This window comes from Streptomyces aurantiogriseus (assembly GCF_014649375.1).
Classification (GTDB): Bacteria; Actinomycetota; Actinomycetes; order Streptomycetales; family Streptomycetaceae; genus Streptomyces; species Streptomyces aurantiogriseus.
The window spans coordinates 556238-571251 of sequence record NZ_BMSX01000001.1; the positions used below are offsets into that span (position 1 = coordinate 556238).

Sequence of the window (15014 nt, forward strand, 5' to 3'; positions counted from 1 at the left end):
GCCCTGACGACGCCCACACGGCAGGCCCACAACATTCCCCACGGTGCGGAAGATCACCCTCTGGTGTGACTGATACGACTGGTGCCGTTGAATCCCCCCATACACCGATTCCTACGTGCCGCGCATCCCCCATATGGGAGGCATCACGCGGAAATCACGCTTACTTACGGGGCAGGGCGGCAATACGTATCGGTATGTCGAGCCGCGGCCAGGAGGCTGGAGCATGAGCATCTGGTGGTCACTCCATCTGCGGCGCGAGGCCGCGAGCGTGCCGCTCGCCCGACGCCTGCTGCTCGGCACGATGGAGACGGCGGGCGTCGACCCCGACGTCTCCTACGACCTGTCCGTCGCCCTGAGCGAGGCCTGCGCCAACGCCGTCGAGCACGGCGGGGACACCGCGCACGGCGGCTGTTCGGAGGCGTACCGCGTCACCGCCTACCTCGACGGTGAGAAGTGCCGTATCGAGGTCGCCGACTCCGGCCCGGGCTTCACCGGCGAACGCCCCGCCCGCCCCGCCCCGGTCCACACCGACACCGACGCCGAGGCGGGCCGCGGCCTGTACCTCATCCAGGAACTCGCCGACCACGTCCACATCGGCAACAAGCCGGGGCGGACGGGGGCGGTGGTGAGCTTCGACAAGATCCTCAAGTGGAGGAAGGACGCGCCGCTGATGGCGGTGTAGCGCCGGGGGCAGGTCCTGGGGGCAGGTCCTGGGGGGTCGGTCGCGGCGGCCTCAGGCTTCTTCCAGGGCGTTGCCGAACTCGCGCAGAACGCGGCCGTGATGGCTGTGGGCGAGCTGGTGTCCGATCGACAGCGCCAGCGCCACGGGCCATTCGATGATCTCCATCGCGGCCAGTACGCCGACGCCCGCGAGAAACGCCAGTTGGTCGGGCGGCGGCAGTTCAAGTCGCCGACCGAGCACGTCGAGGGCCACGGCGTTGTGCGCGACGGCGCGGTCGGCTGCCGCGGAGGTCTTCCCGGGTGCCGCCCCCACGTTCGAAGCATCGGACCCGCAGGGGTGGGTCTCCTGTGCGCTGACGGTTGATGCGGTCATGGTCGCCACCCGTTCCACCGGCCGGTCGCAGACGCGTCACCGGTGTGCTATGGCAGGGTTTCTTACTGTTTGTGTCCACCCTATCCAGGGCGTGGGGACAGTGCAGCGGCAGCCGCCGGGCACCTTTGTGACCTCAGGAGGACGCCATCGCCGGGACGAAGCCGGAAGCGGACGTGTCCGCGCCGGGGAACCAGCCCCAAGAGGCCGAGCAGCTGCGGAACATGCTGCGTCGGCCCGAGTACCGCAAGACGCTGGTGTTCTGCGGGCTGATCGGCATTCCGGTGTCGCTGATCGCGTTCTGGTTCCTCGTGGCGATCCACGAGCTGCAGGAGCTGATCTGGACGGACTGGCCCAGGGATCTCGGCCGGCGGCAGGCTCCCTGGTGGTGGGGCTTTCCCCTGCTGCTCGTGGCGGGTGTGGCCGTCGGCCTGGTCGTCACGCGGCTCCCCGGGCGGGGCGGTCACATCCCGGCGGGCGGCCTGCACCCGGGTGGGATCACGCGGAACGCGCTGCCGGGTGTCGTCCTCGCCGCCCTGTTCGGCCTGCCGCTCGGCGCCGTGCTGGGCCCCGAGGCGCCCCTGATCGCCCTGGGCGGCGGTCTCGCCCTGCTGCTCGCCGGTCTCGTGCGGGTGCCGCTGACCGAGGCGAGCACGGCGTTGCTCGGCGCCGCCGGCTCCGCGGCGGCCATCTCGGCGCTCTTCGGGAACCCGCTGGTGGGAGCGGTGCTCCTGATGGAGGTGGCCGGCGTGGGAGGGCCGCGGCTCTTCGCGGTGATACTGCCCGCCCTGCTGTCCAGCGGAGTCGGGGCGGTGGTGTTCACCGGGTTCGGCCGCTGGACCGGTCTGGAGACCGGGAGTCTGCGCATCGGACTGCCCGAGGCGCCGCGGCTCGACGCCGGCGACGTGCTGTGGGTGCTGCTGATGGCGCCCGCCATCGCGCTGTTCATCCACTGCGTCTTCGCGGGCGGGCGGCTCACCGCCGGCTTCGTGGCGTCGCGGACGGTGCGGAACACCACGCTCTGCGCGCTCGGGACGGCCGGCTGCATCGCCCTCTACACGGTCGCCACCGGCCGTTCGCCGTCCGAGGTCGCCCTGTCCGGCGAGGCTACCCTCGGCCGGCTGGCCTCGGACCCGCATGCCTGGCCGGTGGGCGCCCTCATCGCGGTGCTGGTGTTCAAGTCCCTGGCGTACACGCTCTGCCTGGGCAGTCTGCGCGGCGGACCCGTCTTCCCCACGCTGTTCCTGGGCGGGGCGGTCGGCGCCCTGCTGGCGCCGCTGCCCGGCTTCGGTCTGGTGCCGGCCATGGCGGCCGGGATGGCGGCGTCGGCGGCCGCGGCCCTGCGGCTGCCCGTCAGCAGCGTGGTGCTGGTCGTCCTGGTGCTGGGCAACGTGGAGACGGTTCCGGTGGTGGTGCTGGCGGCGGTCGTGTCCTTCGTCCTGACCGAACTGCTGCCGCAGGGCCCGCCGATCCCCGCGTTCAGCGAGCCGCCAGCCGGTCGAGCGCCTCGTCGAGCGTCGTCGCGGCCATGATGAGCGACAGGTGGGTGAAGGCCTGCGGGAAGTTGCCCAGTTGCTCGCCGCTGGGGCCGATCTCCTCGGCGAACAGCCCGACATGGTTGGCGTATGTGTGCATCTTCTCGAAGGTGTAGCGGGCCTGGGGGAGCCGGCCGGCCCGGGCGAGAGCGTCGACGTACAGGAACGTGCAGAGGCTGAACGTGCCCTCCGAGCCCCGCAGTCCGTCGGGGGAGGCCGCGGGGTCGTAGCGGTAGACCAGGCTGTCGGAGACGAGGCGGTGGTCCATGGCGTCGAGGGTGGACAGCCAGCCCGGGCTCCGCGGGGCGATGAAACCCACCCGGGGCGCGAGCAGGAGCGAGGCGTCCAGGACGTCGGCGCCGTAGTGCTGCACCAGTGCCTGTTCCTTCTGGCTCCAGCCGCGCTCCATGACCTCCTCCAGGATCGTGTCGCGGGCCCGCGTCCAGCGCTGGGTGTCGGCCGGCCGTCTGAACTCCTCGGCGAGTTTCAGGCAGTTGTCGAAGGCGGCCCAGCACATCACCCGGCTGTAGGTGAAGTCCTTCCGGCCGCCGCGGGTCTCCCAGATGCCCTCGTCCGGCCGGTCCCAGTGGTCCGCGAGCCAGTCCATCAGGCGCGCGAGTCCCTTCCAGCCGTGGTAGCCCACCTGCTGGCCGATCTCCTCGACGCCCTCGGACATGGCGTACAGGGCCTCGCCGTAGATGTCGAGCTGCAGCTGGTCGGCGGCGGCGTTGCCGGCCCGCACGGGGCTGGAACCGCGGTAGCCCTCGAAGTGGCCGAGGATCTCCTCCGTCAGACGGGGATCCCCGTCCACCCGGTACATGATCTGCAGCGGCTCCCCGTCCGCGCCCTCACGGTCCCGCAGTCGCTCTCCGATCCAGTGGATGAACTGGCCGGCCTCCTCGACGAATCCCAGGTCGAGCAGCGCCCGCACCGACAGCGAGCCGTCCCGCACCCATGTGTACCGGTAGTCCCAGTTGCGCTCGCCGCCGACCTGCTCGGGCAGCCCCATCGTCGCCGCGGCGACCGGGGCGCCGGTCGGGGCGTAGGTGAGCAGTTTCAGGGTGATGGCCGAGCGGTTCACCATGTCCGGCCAGCGGCCGCGGTACCGGGAGGTGCGCACCCAGCCCTGCCAGAAGTCGATGTTGTCCCACAGCTCCTCGGTGATCGTGTCCACGGTCGGCGGCGGCGGTGGTGCACCGTCCGGCTCGCACACGGTGAACACGGCGGCGGCCGCCTGACCCGCCTCCAGCGTGACCGAGCCCCGGGCGTCCCGTCCGTCCCGCTCCAGCGGGAAGGTGGTCTGCAGGTATGCGGTGGTCCCCGGAGCCCGGAAGGTGGCGGTCCGGTCGGTCACCTCGAGGGTGTGGTCGGCCCGGGCGTAGTCGAAGCGCGGACGGCAGTCCAGGGCGAAGCGCACGGTGCCGCGCACCGTCCGTACGACGCGTACCACCGTGTGCCGGTCGGACGGTGTCCGTGACCGGATGACCGGCATGTGGTCGATGACCTCACCGACCCCGTCGGGAGACATGAAGCGGGTCACGACGCCGGCCGTGTCGGGGTAGTAGAGCTGTCGGCGCGTCACCTCGGAGGAGCTGGGCGCGAACCGGAAGTGCCCGCCGTCGGCGTGGTCCAGCAGGGACGCGAAGATGCTCGGCGAGTCGAATCGCGGTGCCGCGAACCAGTCGATCACCCCTTCGGAGGTCACCAGGGCGGCGGTCTGCAGGTCCCCGATCAGTCCGTGGTCGGCGATGGGCGGGTAGCGATCCATGGCAGTCTCCTTCAGGCCGCTTCAGCGGGCACCCGTCCCGACCGGATGGCGTCGACCAAGGCCTGGTGGTCCTTCTCGTTCTGGTCCGCGTACCGCTCGGCGAAGCCCGCCAGCGCGCGGTCGAAGACGTCGCCGCCGCCGAGGTACGCGGCGATCGCGATCCGGTCGCCGGACCTGGCGTGAGCGCGGGCCAGCGTGGCGCCGCACAGCTGACCGAAGAGCGTCATTCGTTTCGGTGACATGTTTTCGGCCACGGCGATGCCCTTCCAGTCCCGCAGTTGGCGCACGTAGAAGTCCCGGCGCCGTCCGTCGATGCCCTGGACGCGTTCCCAGCCCAGGAAGATGTCGCTGGTGGCCTGCATCAACCGCTGGCCGGAGACGACGCGTTCACCCTGGGTGCGGTAGGTGCCGCCGCCGGCGTAGGGCGCCAGCACCGACTCCTCGGCCTCTTTGGCCTGCAGGAACAGGGGATCCTCGTCGTCCCTGCCGAGCAACAGCACGATCCAGCAGCGGGTGCCCACGCTGCCCACTCCCACGACCTTGCGGGCGATGTCGGCGACGCGGTAACTCTCCAGCAGGAACCGCCGGTCGAGCTGCAGGGTCCGGCCGTAGCGCTCGATCAGCCGTCTGATCTCCTTCTCCTGCGAGCCGCGCCGGTCCTGCGGAAGCAGATCCGCCAGCCGCACCAGGAGCGGTGGATCGGAGGCGATCAGGCGCTCTCCGCCGACGACATGGGTGAGTTTGTCGAAAGCCTGCAGCGTGTCGTGCGCGCGGGCCCGCTCCCGGGTCCGTTCCCAGCGCTCGCGGATCCTGGCGCCGAGCTCCGGCGCGAACTGCTGCTGCAGTTCGTCCGCTTCGAAGCGGGTGTACCAGACGTCGAGATTGCCCATCCCCGCGAAGCCGCGCATCCGCTCGCGGTACGACCGTACGGCCGCGCGCACCACCGACGCCCGCTCCTTGTCGCTGAAGCCGTTCGCCCGGCCCGCGATGACCAGGCTGGCCGACAGCCGCTTGACGTCCCACTCCCACGGGCCCGGCAGGGTCTCGTCGAAGTCGTTGATGTCGAACATCAGGCGGCGTTCCGGCGAGGCCAGCAACCGGAAGTTCAGCATGTGCGCGTCGCCGCACAACTGCGCCCTGATGCCGCTGCGCGGGGTGTCGGCGAGGTCCGCGGCCATGACGGCGGCGGCTCCGCGGTAGAAGCGGAACGGTGAGGAGCTCATCCTGCCGTAGCGGATCGGTACGAGTTCCGGGACCCGTCTCGCCGACTGGGTCTCGATGACGTCCACCGGGTCGGTGCGCCCCGGCGGGGGTGTGAACTCGGCGTGCGCGGAGCGGGGAGCGGTGGAGCGGGCGGCCCTGCCGAGCGCGGCCCGCTCCTTCGGAGTGCGGTGCCGCACGTCGTGGCCGGTGGGGTTGCCGGTCTCGCTCATCGCGGACGCTCCACGAGGGGCTCGCCCGGTTCCCTGGACATGGCCGTCAGCGTCAGGTCGGTGTGCCGCACCATCACGGCGTGAGGTCGCGCGTCGCTCATGCCGGCCGCCGTTCTCGGAGCACGCTCCGGTCCTGCCGGGTGAAGTGGTCGACTGCTATCCGCCCACCAACGTATCGCCGGACACCGCACCCGGCGACTCGGGCGTTCCCAGACGCCGGGCGACCGCGGGTTCGCGTGCGACGACCGCGCCGGCGGTGACGCAGAGCGCCACGACCACGCACAACGCGATCAGCCACGACAGCAGGGTGAAGACCGCGCCCAGCGAACCGTACCTGTCGAGGCTGTGGTTGAGCGCCCTGGGCACGTACAGGTGCGCGGCCGAGGTGAGGACGCTCAGGGCCGTTCCCGTCAGGAGGGCGCCCGGCAGCAGCGGCGCCCACGGCATCCGACCGGTCAGCAGCAGATACTGCGTCCACCACCACATACCGACCTCGGCGACCAGCAGAAGCGGCACGCCCAGCCACAGTCCGAGGCCGAAGCCGTCCCGCAGGGGCCCCTGCAGCCCGATCATGACCAGCCACGCGGCGAGCCAGGCGACCCAGCGCCACGCGGCCACCCTCGCACCCGCTCTCGGCAGTCTCCAGGCGCGCTCGCAGAGCCGTTGCATGGCACGGCTGCACGCGGTGGCCGAGAGCAGCACCATCAGTGCGCCGACGACACCGGTGGTCTGGCTCAGTTCGGAGCTGTCCTCCTGGAAGACCTTCTCCCACTGGTCCTCGGCGCTTCCCGTCAGTCCGAAGACCTCGCTCACGGACCTGAGGAACTGGTCGCGCAGCGCCTGCGGGGCGACGGAGGCCACCACGAAGAGCAGCGGTACGGCCGTGAGGAACGTCTGGGCGGCCAGCCGCGTCGCGGAGTCCAGCACGTTCACCGAGACCAGGTGGGACACGAGACGCGTGATCACCGGGAACCGTGTCCCGGCCCGGGCGCGCAGCCCGCGCAGCCGGGACCGGGCCGAGGCCGGCCGCCCGCGCCGCCGTTCCCGGCGTGGACGCGGATCCGGGCGGTCCCGTCCGGATCCTGTGCTTGGCTGCATGCTGCCAGCCTGCCGTCGCGGTGACCTCGCGGCCCGTGGTGCGCGCGGGGCGGGGACCGTACGGGTGACGGCGCGACCGGGCCGGCGCCCGCGGGCGTGGACGGTGCGTGGGCTTGAGAGGGCGTCAGGCCGCGGGTGCGTCCAGGAACTCGCGGATCGCGAAGGCCACCAGCACGATCACCGCCGTCCAGATCACGACCATCGTGGTCGGATAACTCCAGGTGAACAGGACGATCGCGGCCACCACGAGGATCGCCGCCCCGATCCACCGCTTGAAGCGGTGCACGAACCGGCCCACTGCGCCCAGCCGCAGCCCCGCCGAGGCGGCCACGTCCCGCCCCGCGCCGATGCCCCTGCCACAGAAGTGGCGGGTGAACACGGCGACTCGGGACGGGCCGACGAGGTAGGCCCCGAGGGCGGTGACCAGGGCCAGCGCTCCGACAGCCCGCACACCGGAGCGCAGGAACCTCACCAGCGCGTCGTAGACGGAGCCCGCGGCGTCCGTGTTCGTCCCCGGCGGCAGATGGTCGATGTACACCGCGCGGAAGACGGTGAGGCACACCCCCAGGACCACCATGGCGGCGAACACCCCGAGCGCGGCCCCGATCAGCGCCCGCCGGCGATGGGAGGCCAGGAACACGCCCGCGGCGGCGATCAGCACCGCGAGGGCGGGCAGCCAGTTGCCGAGGATCTGCAGGACCCTCAGATACGACTTGATCTCTCCGATGTCCTTCCCCTCGATCACGACGAAGTCCGTGTGCACCTCCGGGATCTTCGCGGCCGCCCCGAATCCCGCACCGACCAGCCGGTCCTTCACCTGGGCCACGATGGGCCCGACGTCGATGGCGACCTGATCGTTCTTCAGCGTCACCGCGGTGTCGGACGTGCCCGTGAGCGCCTTCTCCACGGCGTCGTGGGCGCGGCGGTTGGCGTTCGTCCAGGCCTTCTCGAAGGCGCTGCTGGAGACCACCCGCATCACGGTCGCGCTCACCAGCTCCTTCAGACCGCTCGTGAGGGGGCCGCTCAGGTCGCCGATGAGACTCGCCACCCTGGGCGGTACGCCCTCCTGCGACGCCGCCTTGCTCAACTCCGCGACCAGGGCGTCCACGTCGATGTGCTGGAGCACCGCGTCGGTGACCCGGTTCGTGACCGCCTGCTGGACGTCGGGATCGGAGGCCAGCGGCGCCACGGTCGCGACGTAACGGTCGGTGTCACGGACGATGCTGTTCGCCCAGACCGCGACCACGGCGAGCAGCGCCAGCAGGGACGCCAGGATGATCAGCAGGACCGAACCCAGCGACCGGAGCCGGTGCCTCGGCGCGTGCCGGGCGCTCTCCAACTCGCTCACCCGGTGCCGCAGTTCGTCCAGTTCGCCGCTGTTGTGCCGCGAGGGGCGCTGCTCGCCGGAAGGAGCCGCAGGAGGGCGCTCCGGTTCGGGTGGGGGCGTGTCGCTGCTCGTCATGCCTTCGAGCAGATCCCGGCGGGGGCCGTCGAGCGAGACGGGAGGGGCCGACGGGGTGACGCTCCGTACCGGGTGCGACGACCGGTGTCCGGTGATGCAATGGCAGGGAAGGGGCCCACGAGCACCAGAGGTGACGCCGTGAGCGAGCAGTTCGACGAGTAGGCGTCCCGAGCATGCCTGCCCCGCACTCAGCCGCCACCGCCGATGACGCGGTAGCTCAGCCACGGGGACTGGCCGGGGGTGTGGGCGACGGACAACTGCGTGCCCAGGTAGAAGCTCTCGCCGCCGATCCGGCCGCTCTGGTTCTCACCGGCCGACGTCAGCACACAGCGCTCGTTGGCGTAGAGCCGGATGTCGTCGACCGTGTGGTTGGTCACGTGACGGGCGCCGCCCGGCAGGCGATGGCACTTGTCGTCGGCCGGGCTCTGGATCGTCACCTCCTTGTCGGCCGGTGTCGTGTAGACGATCGTGCCCGTGGCGGAGCCCGAGCAGCCCGCCGCGGCGAGCAGGAGGACGACGGCTCCGGCCCGGCGGCCGGTGGGGCGACGACAGATCATGGCGACGAGTCCTCGTCTGTGCGGGAGGTCAGCGGGAGGTGTGCGGCCTCTTCGGCTCACGCTGCCGTGACGATCGGTTCACGTCATCTGATGCGGGACCAGTCGGCTGAATTCCGGACGGAACCGCGGTGACGACCGACCAGGTACTCAGGGGCGTCGCTCTGATCGTCGTCCTGGCGGTGGGCTCACAGGTGCTGGCGAGCCGGCTGCGGATCCCGGCGCTGGTCGTCCTGCTGCCGGTCGGTTTCACCGCCGGCGCCCTGACGGACGACGTCAACCCCGAGCGGCTGCTGGGCAGCGCCTTCTCGCCGCTGGTCTCGCTGGCCGTCGCCGTCATCCTGTACGACGCGGGGCTGGGACTCGATCTGCGCCGGTTCGCCGCCCGCACCCGGCAGGTCGTGGTGCGGCTGCTGTGGTTCGGTGTGCTCGTCACCTGGCTGTCGGCGGCGCTCGTCGCCGCTCCCCTGCTCGGGATGTCCGGGAGCGCGGCGGTGATGTTCGGCGCGATCGTGATCGTCTCCGGGCCGACGGTCGTGGCCCCGCTGCTCCGGTTCGTACGCCCCACGGACCGCGTGCAACGGATCCTCGTCTGGGAGGGGTCCCTGATCGACCCGTTGGGCGGCATCCTGGGCGCGCTGGTCTTCCACGCGGTGGTGACCGACGGCCGCCACGGCCTCGGCAGCCAGCTCCTGGCCTTCCTCGCCAGCGCGGCGGTCGGCGTGGTGGGGGGCGTCGTCGGGGGCGCCGTACTCTTCCTGCTGCTGCACAGGCTCCAGCTGGGCGAGGTGCTGAGTACGACGGTGCAGCTGGCGGCGGTGGTCGGCGTCGCCGCCGCCTGCGACGTCCACCGCGACGACACCGGGCTCATCGCGGCCGTCCTGATGGGGCTGGCTGTGGCCAACCTGCCCGGCGCCGACGTCCCCGCCCGCAAGCCCTTCTTCGAAACCCTCGTCCATCTGGTCATCGGGCTGCTGTTCGTCTCCATCTCCGCCACCGTCACCCCGCACTCGCTGCTGCACGTCGCGCTGCCGACGCTCGGGATCGTCGCCGTCCTCGTCCTGGTGACCAGACCCGTGGCGGCGCTGGTGGCGTCCCTGCGGACGGATCTGACGCGGGGGGAGCGGGGCTTCCTGGGGTGGATGGCGCCCCGCGGCATCGTGGCCGCGTCCACCGCCTCGACCTTCTCGCCGTCGCTCGCCGACGAGGGCGTCGGCGGCGCCTCGAAGATCCTGCCCGCCACGTTCGTGGTGATCGTCGCGACGGTCACGCTGTACGGGCTGACCGCCGCGCCCATGGCGCGACGCCTGCACGTGGTGCGCTCGGCACGCTCCCGGCCCCTGCTGGTGGGCGGCGCTCCATGGGTGGTCGATCTGGGGCAGGCGCTGCGGTCGGTGGGGCTGGAAGCTGTCCTGTGGGCAGGCCGTGAGGAGGAGCGGGAGAGGATCACCGCCGCCGGCCTCGGACTCGCCCGCGGAGAACTGTTCGCGGCGGCCACCGGGGCCGGTGCGGAGCTGGAAGGCCTCACCGGGGTCCTGCTGCTCACCGAGGAGGACGACTTCAACGCCCTGGCCTCGACGAATCTGGAGGGCAGCTTCGAGGGAACGGTCCACCGCCTGGGACCGCCCCAGGACAGCGAGGGCGTCTTCGCCCCCTACCTGGGCGGCGAGGTGCTCTTCGGCACGGCACTGACCGGGGCCGAGCTGGCGCACCGCTACGACCGGGGCGCCCGCGTCCGGACGCACCGAGTGGCGGGCCCTCTCCCCGACGGCACCGAGCTGCTCTTCCTGGTGCGGGGCGGCGGCCGGCTGCTCCCGGTCACCCGGACGAGCGCTCCGACGCCGCAGGAGGGGGACATGGCGGTGGTGTTGGAGGGGTGACGACTCGGCGCGCGAGAAAGCGCGAGAAAGGGTGACCCGGAGGTTTTCCGGGCGCCGATGGTGCCGCCCCGCTCGCCGCTCCGGCCGCTTCAGCCGTTCCGGTCGCTCGCCGCTCCGGCCGTTGCAGCTGTTCCGGCCCCTCCTGCCGTTCCGGCCGTTGCAGCTGTTCCGGCCGTTCCGGCCGTTCCAGCCGCTTCGGCCGTTCCAGTCGCTAAGCCGCTCCCAGGCCGTCGACCCGCGAGTCGACCGGCCCGGCGGGTGTGAAGTGCCCCGCCGCCGCGCCGACGACGCGACCCTGGGCGAGGTCCCGGTCCACGGCCGGGCCCCGGCACCGGACCTCGCTCGCACCGGACCTCGCTCGCACCGGACCGCACTTAGTCACGGCAGCGGCGCTCGAGCGCAGAGCAGGCGCACGGCCAACCTCTGGCCGGCCTCGGCCGGCCCGCGGGCCGGCCGAGGATCGGCGGGAGTGCACGGCGGGCGGCGATTCGCCCGGGGCGCCGCGCTAGAGGTCGTCTCCGGGTGATCCCGCGGCCCGGGTGTCGGCGTCGGTGAGCGGCTCCAGCTCGCCCAGTGTGTCGAGCCGGTAGAGCAGCACCAGCGGGGGGCCGACCAGCACGATCGCGATGACCGTGACGATCGCCAGCCACCGCAGGGTGTGAGCGGCTCCGGCGGCCTGGGACACCGTCAGCGAGGTGGGCAGCAGGTAGGGCCGCTGCGCGCAGCCCCAGGCGCCGACGGTCAGGGCGACGCTCGCCACCGAGGTGAAGCGGGACCAGCCGTAGGACCGGAACAGCAGAAGCAGCACCGTGGCCAGCCCGCAGACCGCGGCCAGGGCGACCAGGAGCAGACCCAGTCCCCGGGTGAGGCCCTCCCAGACGTAACGGGCGTCGTCGTGGGTGAGGGGCAGGCCGGCGATCGCGAGGACCACGACGGCGGCGAAGGCGAGCAGCGCCCGCAGACGGAAGTAGTCGACGAGGTCGTCCGCGCCGAACCGCCGGGCGTCGGAGCAGAGGAAGACCGCCCCCAGGAACGCGGTGGCGGCGACGGCCAGCAGGCCGGTGAGGACGGGCGTCGTATGGGCCCAGGCGTCCGCGGAGGCGGGTGTGCCGACCGCGACCCGACCGGAGGCGATGCCGCCGAGCACCGCCCCGAGGAAGAACGGCGTGAGCAGTGAGGAGACGGCGAACACCGCGCCGTAGACCCGCCGTCGGGCCAGTCGGCGGGAGGGCTTGCGCAGGGCGAATCCGGCGCCGCGCAGCACCAGGCCGATCGCGGCGAGGGCCAGCGGCAGCCACAGCGCGCCGAAGACGGCCTGGAACAGGGTCGGGAAGCCGGTCCACATGATGACCAGGAGGAAGATCAACCAGACGTTGTTGACCTCCCAGACCGGTGCCATGGCGTGGTCGATCAGCCAGCGGGGCCGTCTGCCGCGCTCCGCTCCTCCGGCCAGGAGGTCCCAGAAGCCCGCGCCGTAGTCGGTGCCTCCGGCGCAGGCGTAGGCGGCGATCGCGAGCACCATCACCCAGGCGATGAGGTCGGCCATCACGGCGCACCGCCGGGTGCGCGGCCGGATCCGCCACCGGGCGCGGCCCCGCCCGCCGCGGCTTCGGGCTCGCTTCGGGGGCCGTACGGGGTGTCGGTCTCCGGGGGCGGTTCGGCGCGCGGCGCGGCCGAGCCGTCGTCGGCCGCGCTCTCGTCGGCGATGCGCCAGCGGGTGCGCATCTTCAGGACGACCGCGAGGAACGCGCCGAAGACGGCCGCGTACACCACCATGACGATGCCGAGCATCGCCCACAGTGATCCGGCGCGGGTGGTGGTCACCGCCTCCGAGACCCTCATGTGCTGGTAGACGATCCAGGGCTGGCGGCCCACCTCCGTGGTGATCCAGCCGCACTCCACGGTGACCAGGCACGCCACTCCCGCGACGGCGGCGCAGCGGAAGAACCAGCGGCTGCGCGGGAGGTCCCGGTGCCGCAGCCGGCACCACCCGTACCAGAGCGCGAGCAGGATCAGCAGACAGCCGACGGTGACCATGATGTCGAAGGCCCAGTGGGCGATGGTGGCCTGGACGGCGGTGGGGCGGTCGGCGGCCGGCACCGAGGTCAGCCCGGTCACCCGGGTACTGGGCTTGAAGCCGGCGAGGATCGAGTCCAGCTGGGGGATCCTGAGCCCGCCAGAGATCGTCCCGTCGCTGTTCAGCCGTCCGAACACGTACTCGGGCACATGGGTGTCGGTCGTCCAGACGAGCTCCATGGCGGCGAACTTGACCGGCTGCTTGTGGAAGACGGCGCGAGCGGCGGAGTCACCGAGCACGAACTGGACCGGGGTGAGGATCGCGGCGACGGTGAACGGGACCGTGAAGCCGAGCCGGTGGTAGTGGTCACGGCGCCCGCGCAGCCAGCCGACCGCGTACACGCCCGCGACCAGGTAACCGGCGGTCATGAACATCGCGACCACGAAGTGCCAGTACTCCGGGCCGAGCATCGGGGTGAAGACCGCCTGCCGCACGTCGACGTCTACGGGATCGCCCCGGGCGTCGAGGCGGAACCCCTGCGGTGTGTTCATCCACGCGTTGGCCGCGATGATGCCGAACGACCCCAGCAGGGCGGCCAACGGCAGCGGCACGCCCAGCCAGAAGTGCGTCCAGGGCTTCAGCCGGCGCCAGCCGTAGAGGTAGATCGCGATCAGCACGGCCTCCAGGAAGAACGCCCATGCCTCGACGCCGAACCCGAGGCCGAAGACGTCGCCCCAGCGGCCCATCATCCCGGGCCACAGCAGGCCGAACTCGAAGGACAGCACCGTGCCGGTGACGATGCCGATGGCGAACTGCACGGCCATCACCGCCGACCAGCGTCGGGCGAGCAGGAGGGCGACGGCGTCGTCGCGGCGCAGGGCCCGATGGTGCATCAGGAGCGTGATGAACGGCAGTGCCACGCCGAACGGGACCAGCAGGATGTGCGAGGCCAGGGTGAAGGCCATCAGCTCGCGCGCCGGCAGGAGTTGGGGCGGCGTGTTCGCCAGGTGGACCGCTTGGACCGCTGTGCTGAGCATGTACGCCTCGATGGTCTGTCCCGCGCCCGACGGGGCTGAGGAGGGACTGGGTGGCCGGGGAGGGAGGGCGGGGCCGTCGCCCGTCGCCCGTCGTCAGGAAGGAGGCGACGCCGCCCTGGATCCGGGGGCGCGACGGGCGACCGCGGTCACCGCGCCCCGCGACCGCGCCGGGCACGGGCGGTGAGCGGCCCGGCGAACCCCCCGCCGAGGACCACCGCCCGGCGGGGCGTGACACGGTCCTCCACTGGCGCTCAGCCTCCCGTGGCGAAGCCGGGGAAGAGCGTCATCCCGCCGTCCACGAAGAGCGTGCTGCCGACGACGTAGTCGAGCAGGTCGGACGCCATGGCGACGACGGCGTCGGCGATGTCGTCCGGGTCGCCCACGCGGCGGTACGGGATCAGCTTGAGGAGTTCGGCCTCGGCCTCGGGGGTGGACCAGGCATCGCGGTTGATCGGGGTCCGGATGGCGCCGGGAGCGATCGCGTTCACCCGGATGTGCTGCGGGGCCAGCTCCTGGGCGAGGGTCTGCATCAGCATGCCCACGCCTCCCTTGGAGGAGGCGTAGTTGACGTGACCCGACCAGGGAATGATCTGGTGGACCGAGCTCATGCAGATGATCTTCCCGGCCGACCGGGACACCTCCGGCACGACACCGCGCCGCACGAACTCCTTCGCGGCCTCCCGCGCGCACAGGAACTGTCCGGTCAGGTTGACGTCGATGACCTTCTGCCACTGCTGGAGCGTCATGTCCGTCGCGGCCGCGTCCCGTTGCAGGCCGGCGTTGGCCACCATGATGTCGATGGTGCCGAACTCCTTCACCATCCGCGCGACCATGGCGACCACCTGGTCCTCGTCGGACACGTCGGCCTCGTGGGCGTAGGCGCGGACCCCGAGGCCCTCGATCTGCGCCACGACCTTCTCGGCCTCGTCCGCGCCGACGACGTAGTTCACGACGACGTCCGCCCCGGCCCGGCCCAGGGCGATGGCGGTCGCCATGCCGATGCCCGAGTGGGCGCCTGTCACCAGCGCCTTCTGTCCCCTGAGAAGCTGCGCGTACGCCGTCCCGCGGTCCTCGTCGACACTTCCCGCCACGACGATCTCTCCTTCGGTGTTCCGAGAGTGCGCCCGCCGTCCCGAACACCGACGGACGTGTCGCCGGGAACGGGCGACACGTCCGAGG

Annotated in this window: 12 protein-coding genes; 3 read left to right on the forward strand and 9 right to left on the reverse strand. The window is 71.9% G+C overall.

Annotated elements, in window-relative coordinates; translation table 11 throughout:
* Positions 1-223 precede the first annotated feature (223 nt).
* Positions 224-682, forward strand: a complete 459-nt coding sequence (locus IE263_RS02615; RefSeq protein WP_189931692.1) for an ATP-binding protein — start codon at positions 224-226, stop codon at positions 680-682.
* Between the two features lie 51 nt (positions 683-733).
* Here IE263_RS02615 and IE263_RS02620 read toward each other — a convergent pair whose 3' ends face one another.
* Positions 734-1054, reverse strand: coding sequence for a hypothetical protein (locus IE263_RS02620; protein WP_229910759.1), 321 nt, complete (start codon positions 1052-1054; stop codon positions 734-736).
* A 221-nt stretch (positions 1055-1275) separates the two neighbouring features.
* On the opposite strand from IE263_RS02620, the gene IE263_RS02625 reads away from it, so the two are divergent.
* Positions 1276-2583: a chloride channel protein gene (locus IE263_RS02625; protein WP_189932026.1), complete on the forward strand. Its 1308-nt coding sequence runs from the start codon at positions 1276-1278 to the stop codon at positions 2581-2583.
* On the opposite strand, the gene IE263_RS02630 is transcribed toward IE263_RS02625, so the two are convergent.
* The 5 genes from IE263_RS02630 to IE263_RS02650 all read right to left on the reverse strand — a co-directional run bounded on the left by IE263_RS02630 (position 2531) and on the right by IE263_RS02650 (position 8904).
* Entirely contained in the window at positions 2531-4354 is a 1824-nt protein-coding gene (locus IE263_RS02630; protein WP_189931694.1) for a glycoside hydrolase family 15 protein, read from the reverse strand. The genes IE263_RS02625 and IE263_RS02630 overlap by 53 nt on opposite strands.
* 11 nt (positions 4355-4365) lie before the next feature.
* Positions 4366-5787 carry a DUF2252 domain-containing protein gene (locus IE263_RS02635; RefSeq protein WP_189931696.1) on the reverse strand — a complete coding sequence of 474 codons (1422 nt, stop codon included), beginning with the start codon at positions 5785-5787 and terminating at the stop codon, positions 4366-4368.
* A gap of 156 nt (positions 5788-5943) precedes the next feature.
* Positions 5944-6753 (reverse strand): YhjD/YihY/BrkB family envelope integrity protein, encoded by an 810-nt coding sequence (locus IE263_RS02640; RefSeq protein ID WP_229910760.1) that lies wholly within the window; start codon positions 6751-6753, stop codon positions 5944-5946.
* A 256-nt stretch (positions 6754-7009) separates the two neighbouring features.
* Entirely contained in the window at positions 7010-8347 is a 1338-nt protein-coding gene (locus IE263_RS02645; RefSeq protein ID WP_229910761.1) for a hypothetical protein, read from the reverse strand.
* Positions 8348-8535: 188 nt separating this feature from the next.
* Positions 8536-8904 (reverse strand): hypothetical protein, encoded by a 369-nt coding sequence (locus IE263_RS02650; protein WP_189931698.1) that lies wholly within the window; start codon positions 8902-8904, stop codon positions 8536-8538.
* 128 nt (positions 8905-9032) lie between these two features.
* Between IE263_RS02650 and IE263_RS02655 the strand changes: the two genes are divergently transcribed.
* Positions 9033-10781 carry a cation:proton antiporter gene (locus IE263_RS02655; protein ID WP_189931700.1) on the forward strand — a complete coding sequence of 583 codons (1749 nt, stop codon included), beginning with the start codon at positions 9033-9035 and terminating at the stop codon, positions 10779-10781.
* Between the two features lie 505 nt (positions 10782-11286).
* Here IE263_RS02655 and IE263_RS02660 read toward each other — a convergent pair.
* From IE263_RS02660 to IE263_RS02670, 3 genes are all read right to left on the reverse strand, one after another.
* Positions 11287-12327, reverse strand: a complete 1041-nt coding sequence (locus tag IE263_RS02660; RefSeq protein ID WP_189931703.1) for a cytochrome d ubiquinol oxidase subunit II — start codon at positions 12325-12327, stop codon at positions 11287-11289.
* Positions 12327-13835, reverse strand: coding sequence for a cytochrome ubiquinol oxidase subunit I (locus IE263_RS02665; RefSeq protein WP_189931705.1), 1509 nt, complete (start codon positions 13833-13835; stop codon positions 12327-12329). The genes IE263_RS02660 and IE263_RS02665 overlap by 1 nt, the downstream gene beginning before the upstream one ends.
* A gap of 251 nt (positions 13836-14086) precedes the next feature.
* A complete protein-coding gene (locus IE263_RS02670) occupies positions 14087-14926 on the reverse strand; it encodes an SDR family oxidoreductase (protein WP_189931708.1) in 840 nt (279 codons plus the stop codon).
* Positions 14927-15014: the final 88 nt, after the last annotated feature.

Excerpts from the sequence above, each read along its gene's own strand:
- IE263_RS02615 (WP_189931692.1), top strand. The coding sequence starts at position 224 with ATGAGCATCTGGTGGTCACTCCATCTGCGGCGCGAGGCCGCGAGCGTG.
- IE263_RS02620 (WP_229910759.1), bottom strand. The coding sequence starts at position 1,054 with ATGACCGCATCAACCGTCAGCGCACAGGAGACCCACCCCTGCGGGTCC.
- IE263_RS02625 (WP_189932026.1), top strand. The coding sequence starts at position 1,276 with ATGCTGCGTCGGCCCGAGTACCGCAAGACGCTGGTGTTCTGCGGGCTG.
- IE263_RS02630 (WP_189931694.1), bottom strand. The coding sequence starts at position 4,354 with ATGGATCGCTACCCGCCCATCGCCGACCACGGACTGATCGGGGACCTG.
- IE263_RS02635 (WP_189931696.1), bottom strand. The coding sequence starts at position 5,787 with ATGAGCGAGACCGGCAACCCCACCGGCCACGACGTGCGGCACCGCACT.
- IE263_RS02645 (WP_229910761.1), bottom strand. The coding sequence starts at position 8,347 with ATGACGAGCAGCGACACGCCCCCACCCGAACCGGAGCGCCCTCCTGCG.
- IE263_RS02650 (WP_189931698.1), bottom strand. The coding sequence starts at position 8,904 with ATGATCTGTCGTCGCCCCACCGGCCGCCGGGCCGGAGCCGTCGTCCTC.
- IE263_RS02660 (WP_189931703.1), bottom strand. The coding sequence starts at position 12,327 with ATGGCCGACCTCATCGCCTGGGTGATGGTGCTCGCGATCGCCGCCTAC.
- IE263_RS02665 (WP_189931705.1), bottom strand. The coding sequence starts at position 13,835 with ATGCTCAGCACAGCGGTCCAAGCGGTCCACCTGGCGAACACGCCGCCC.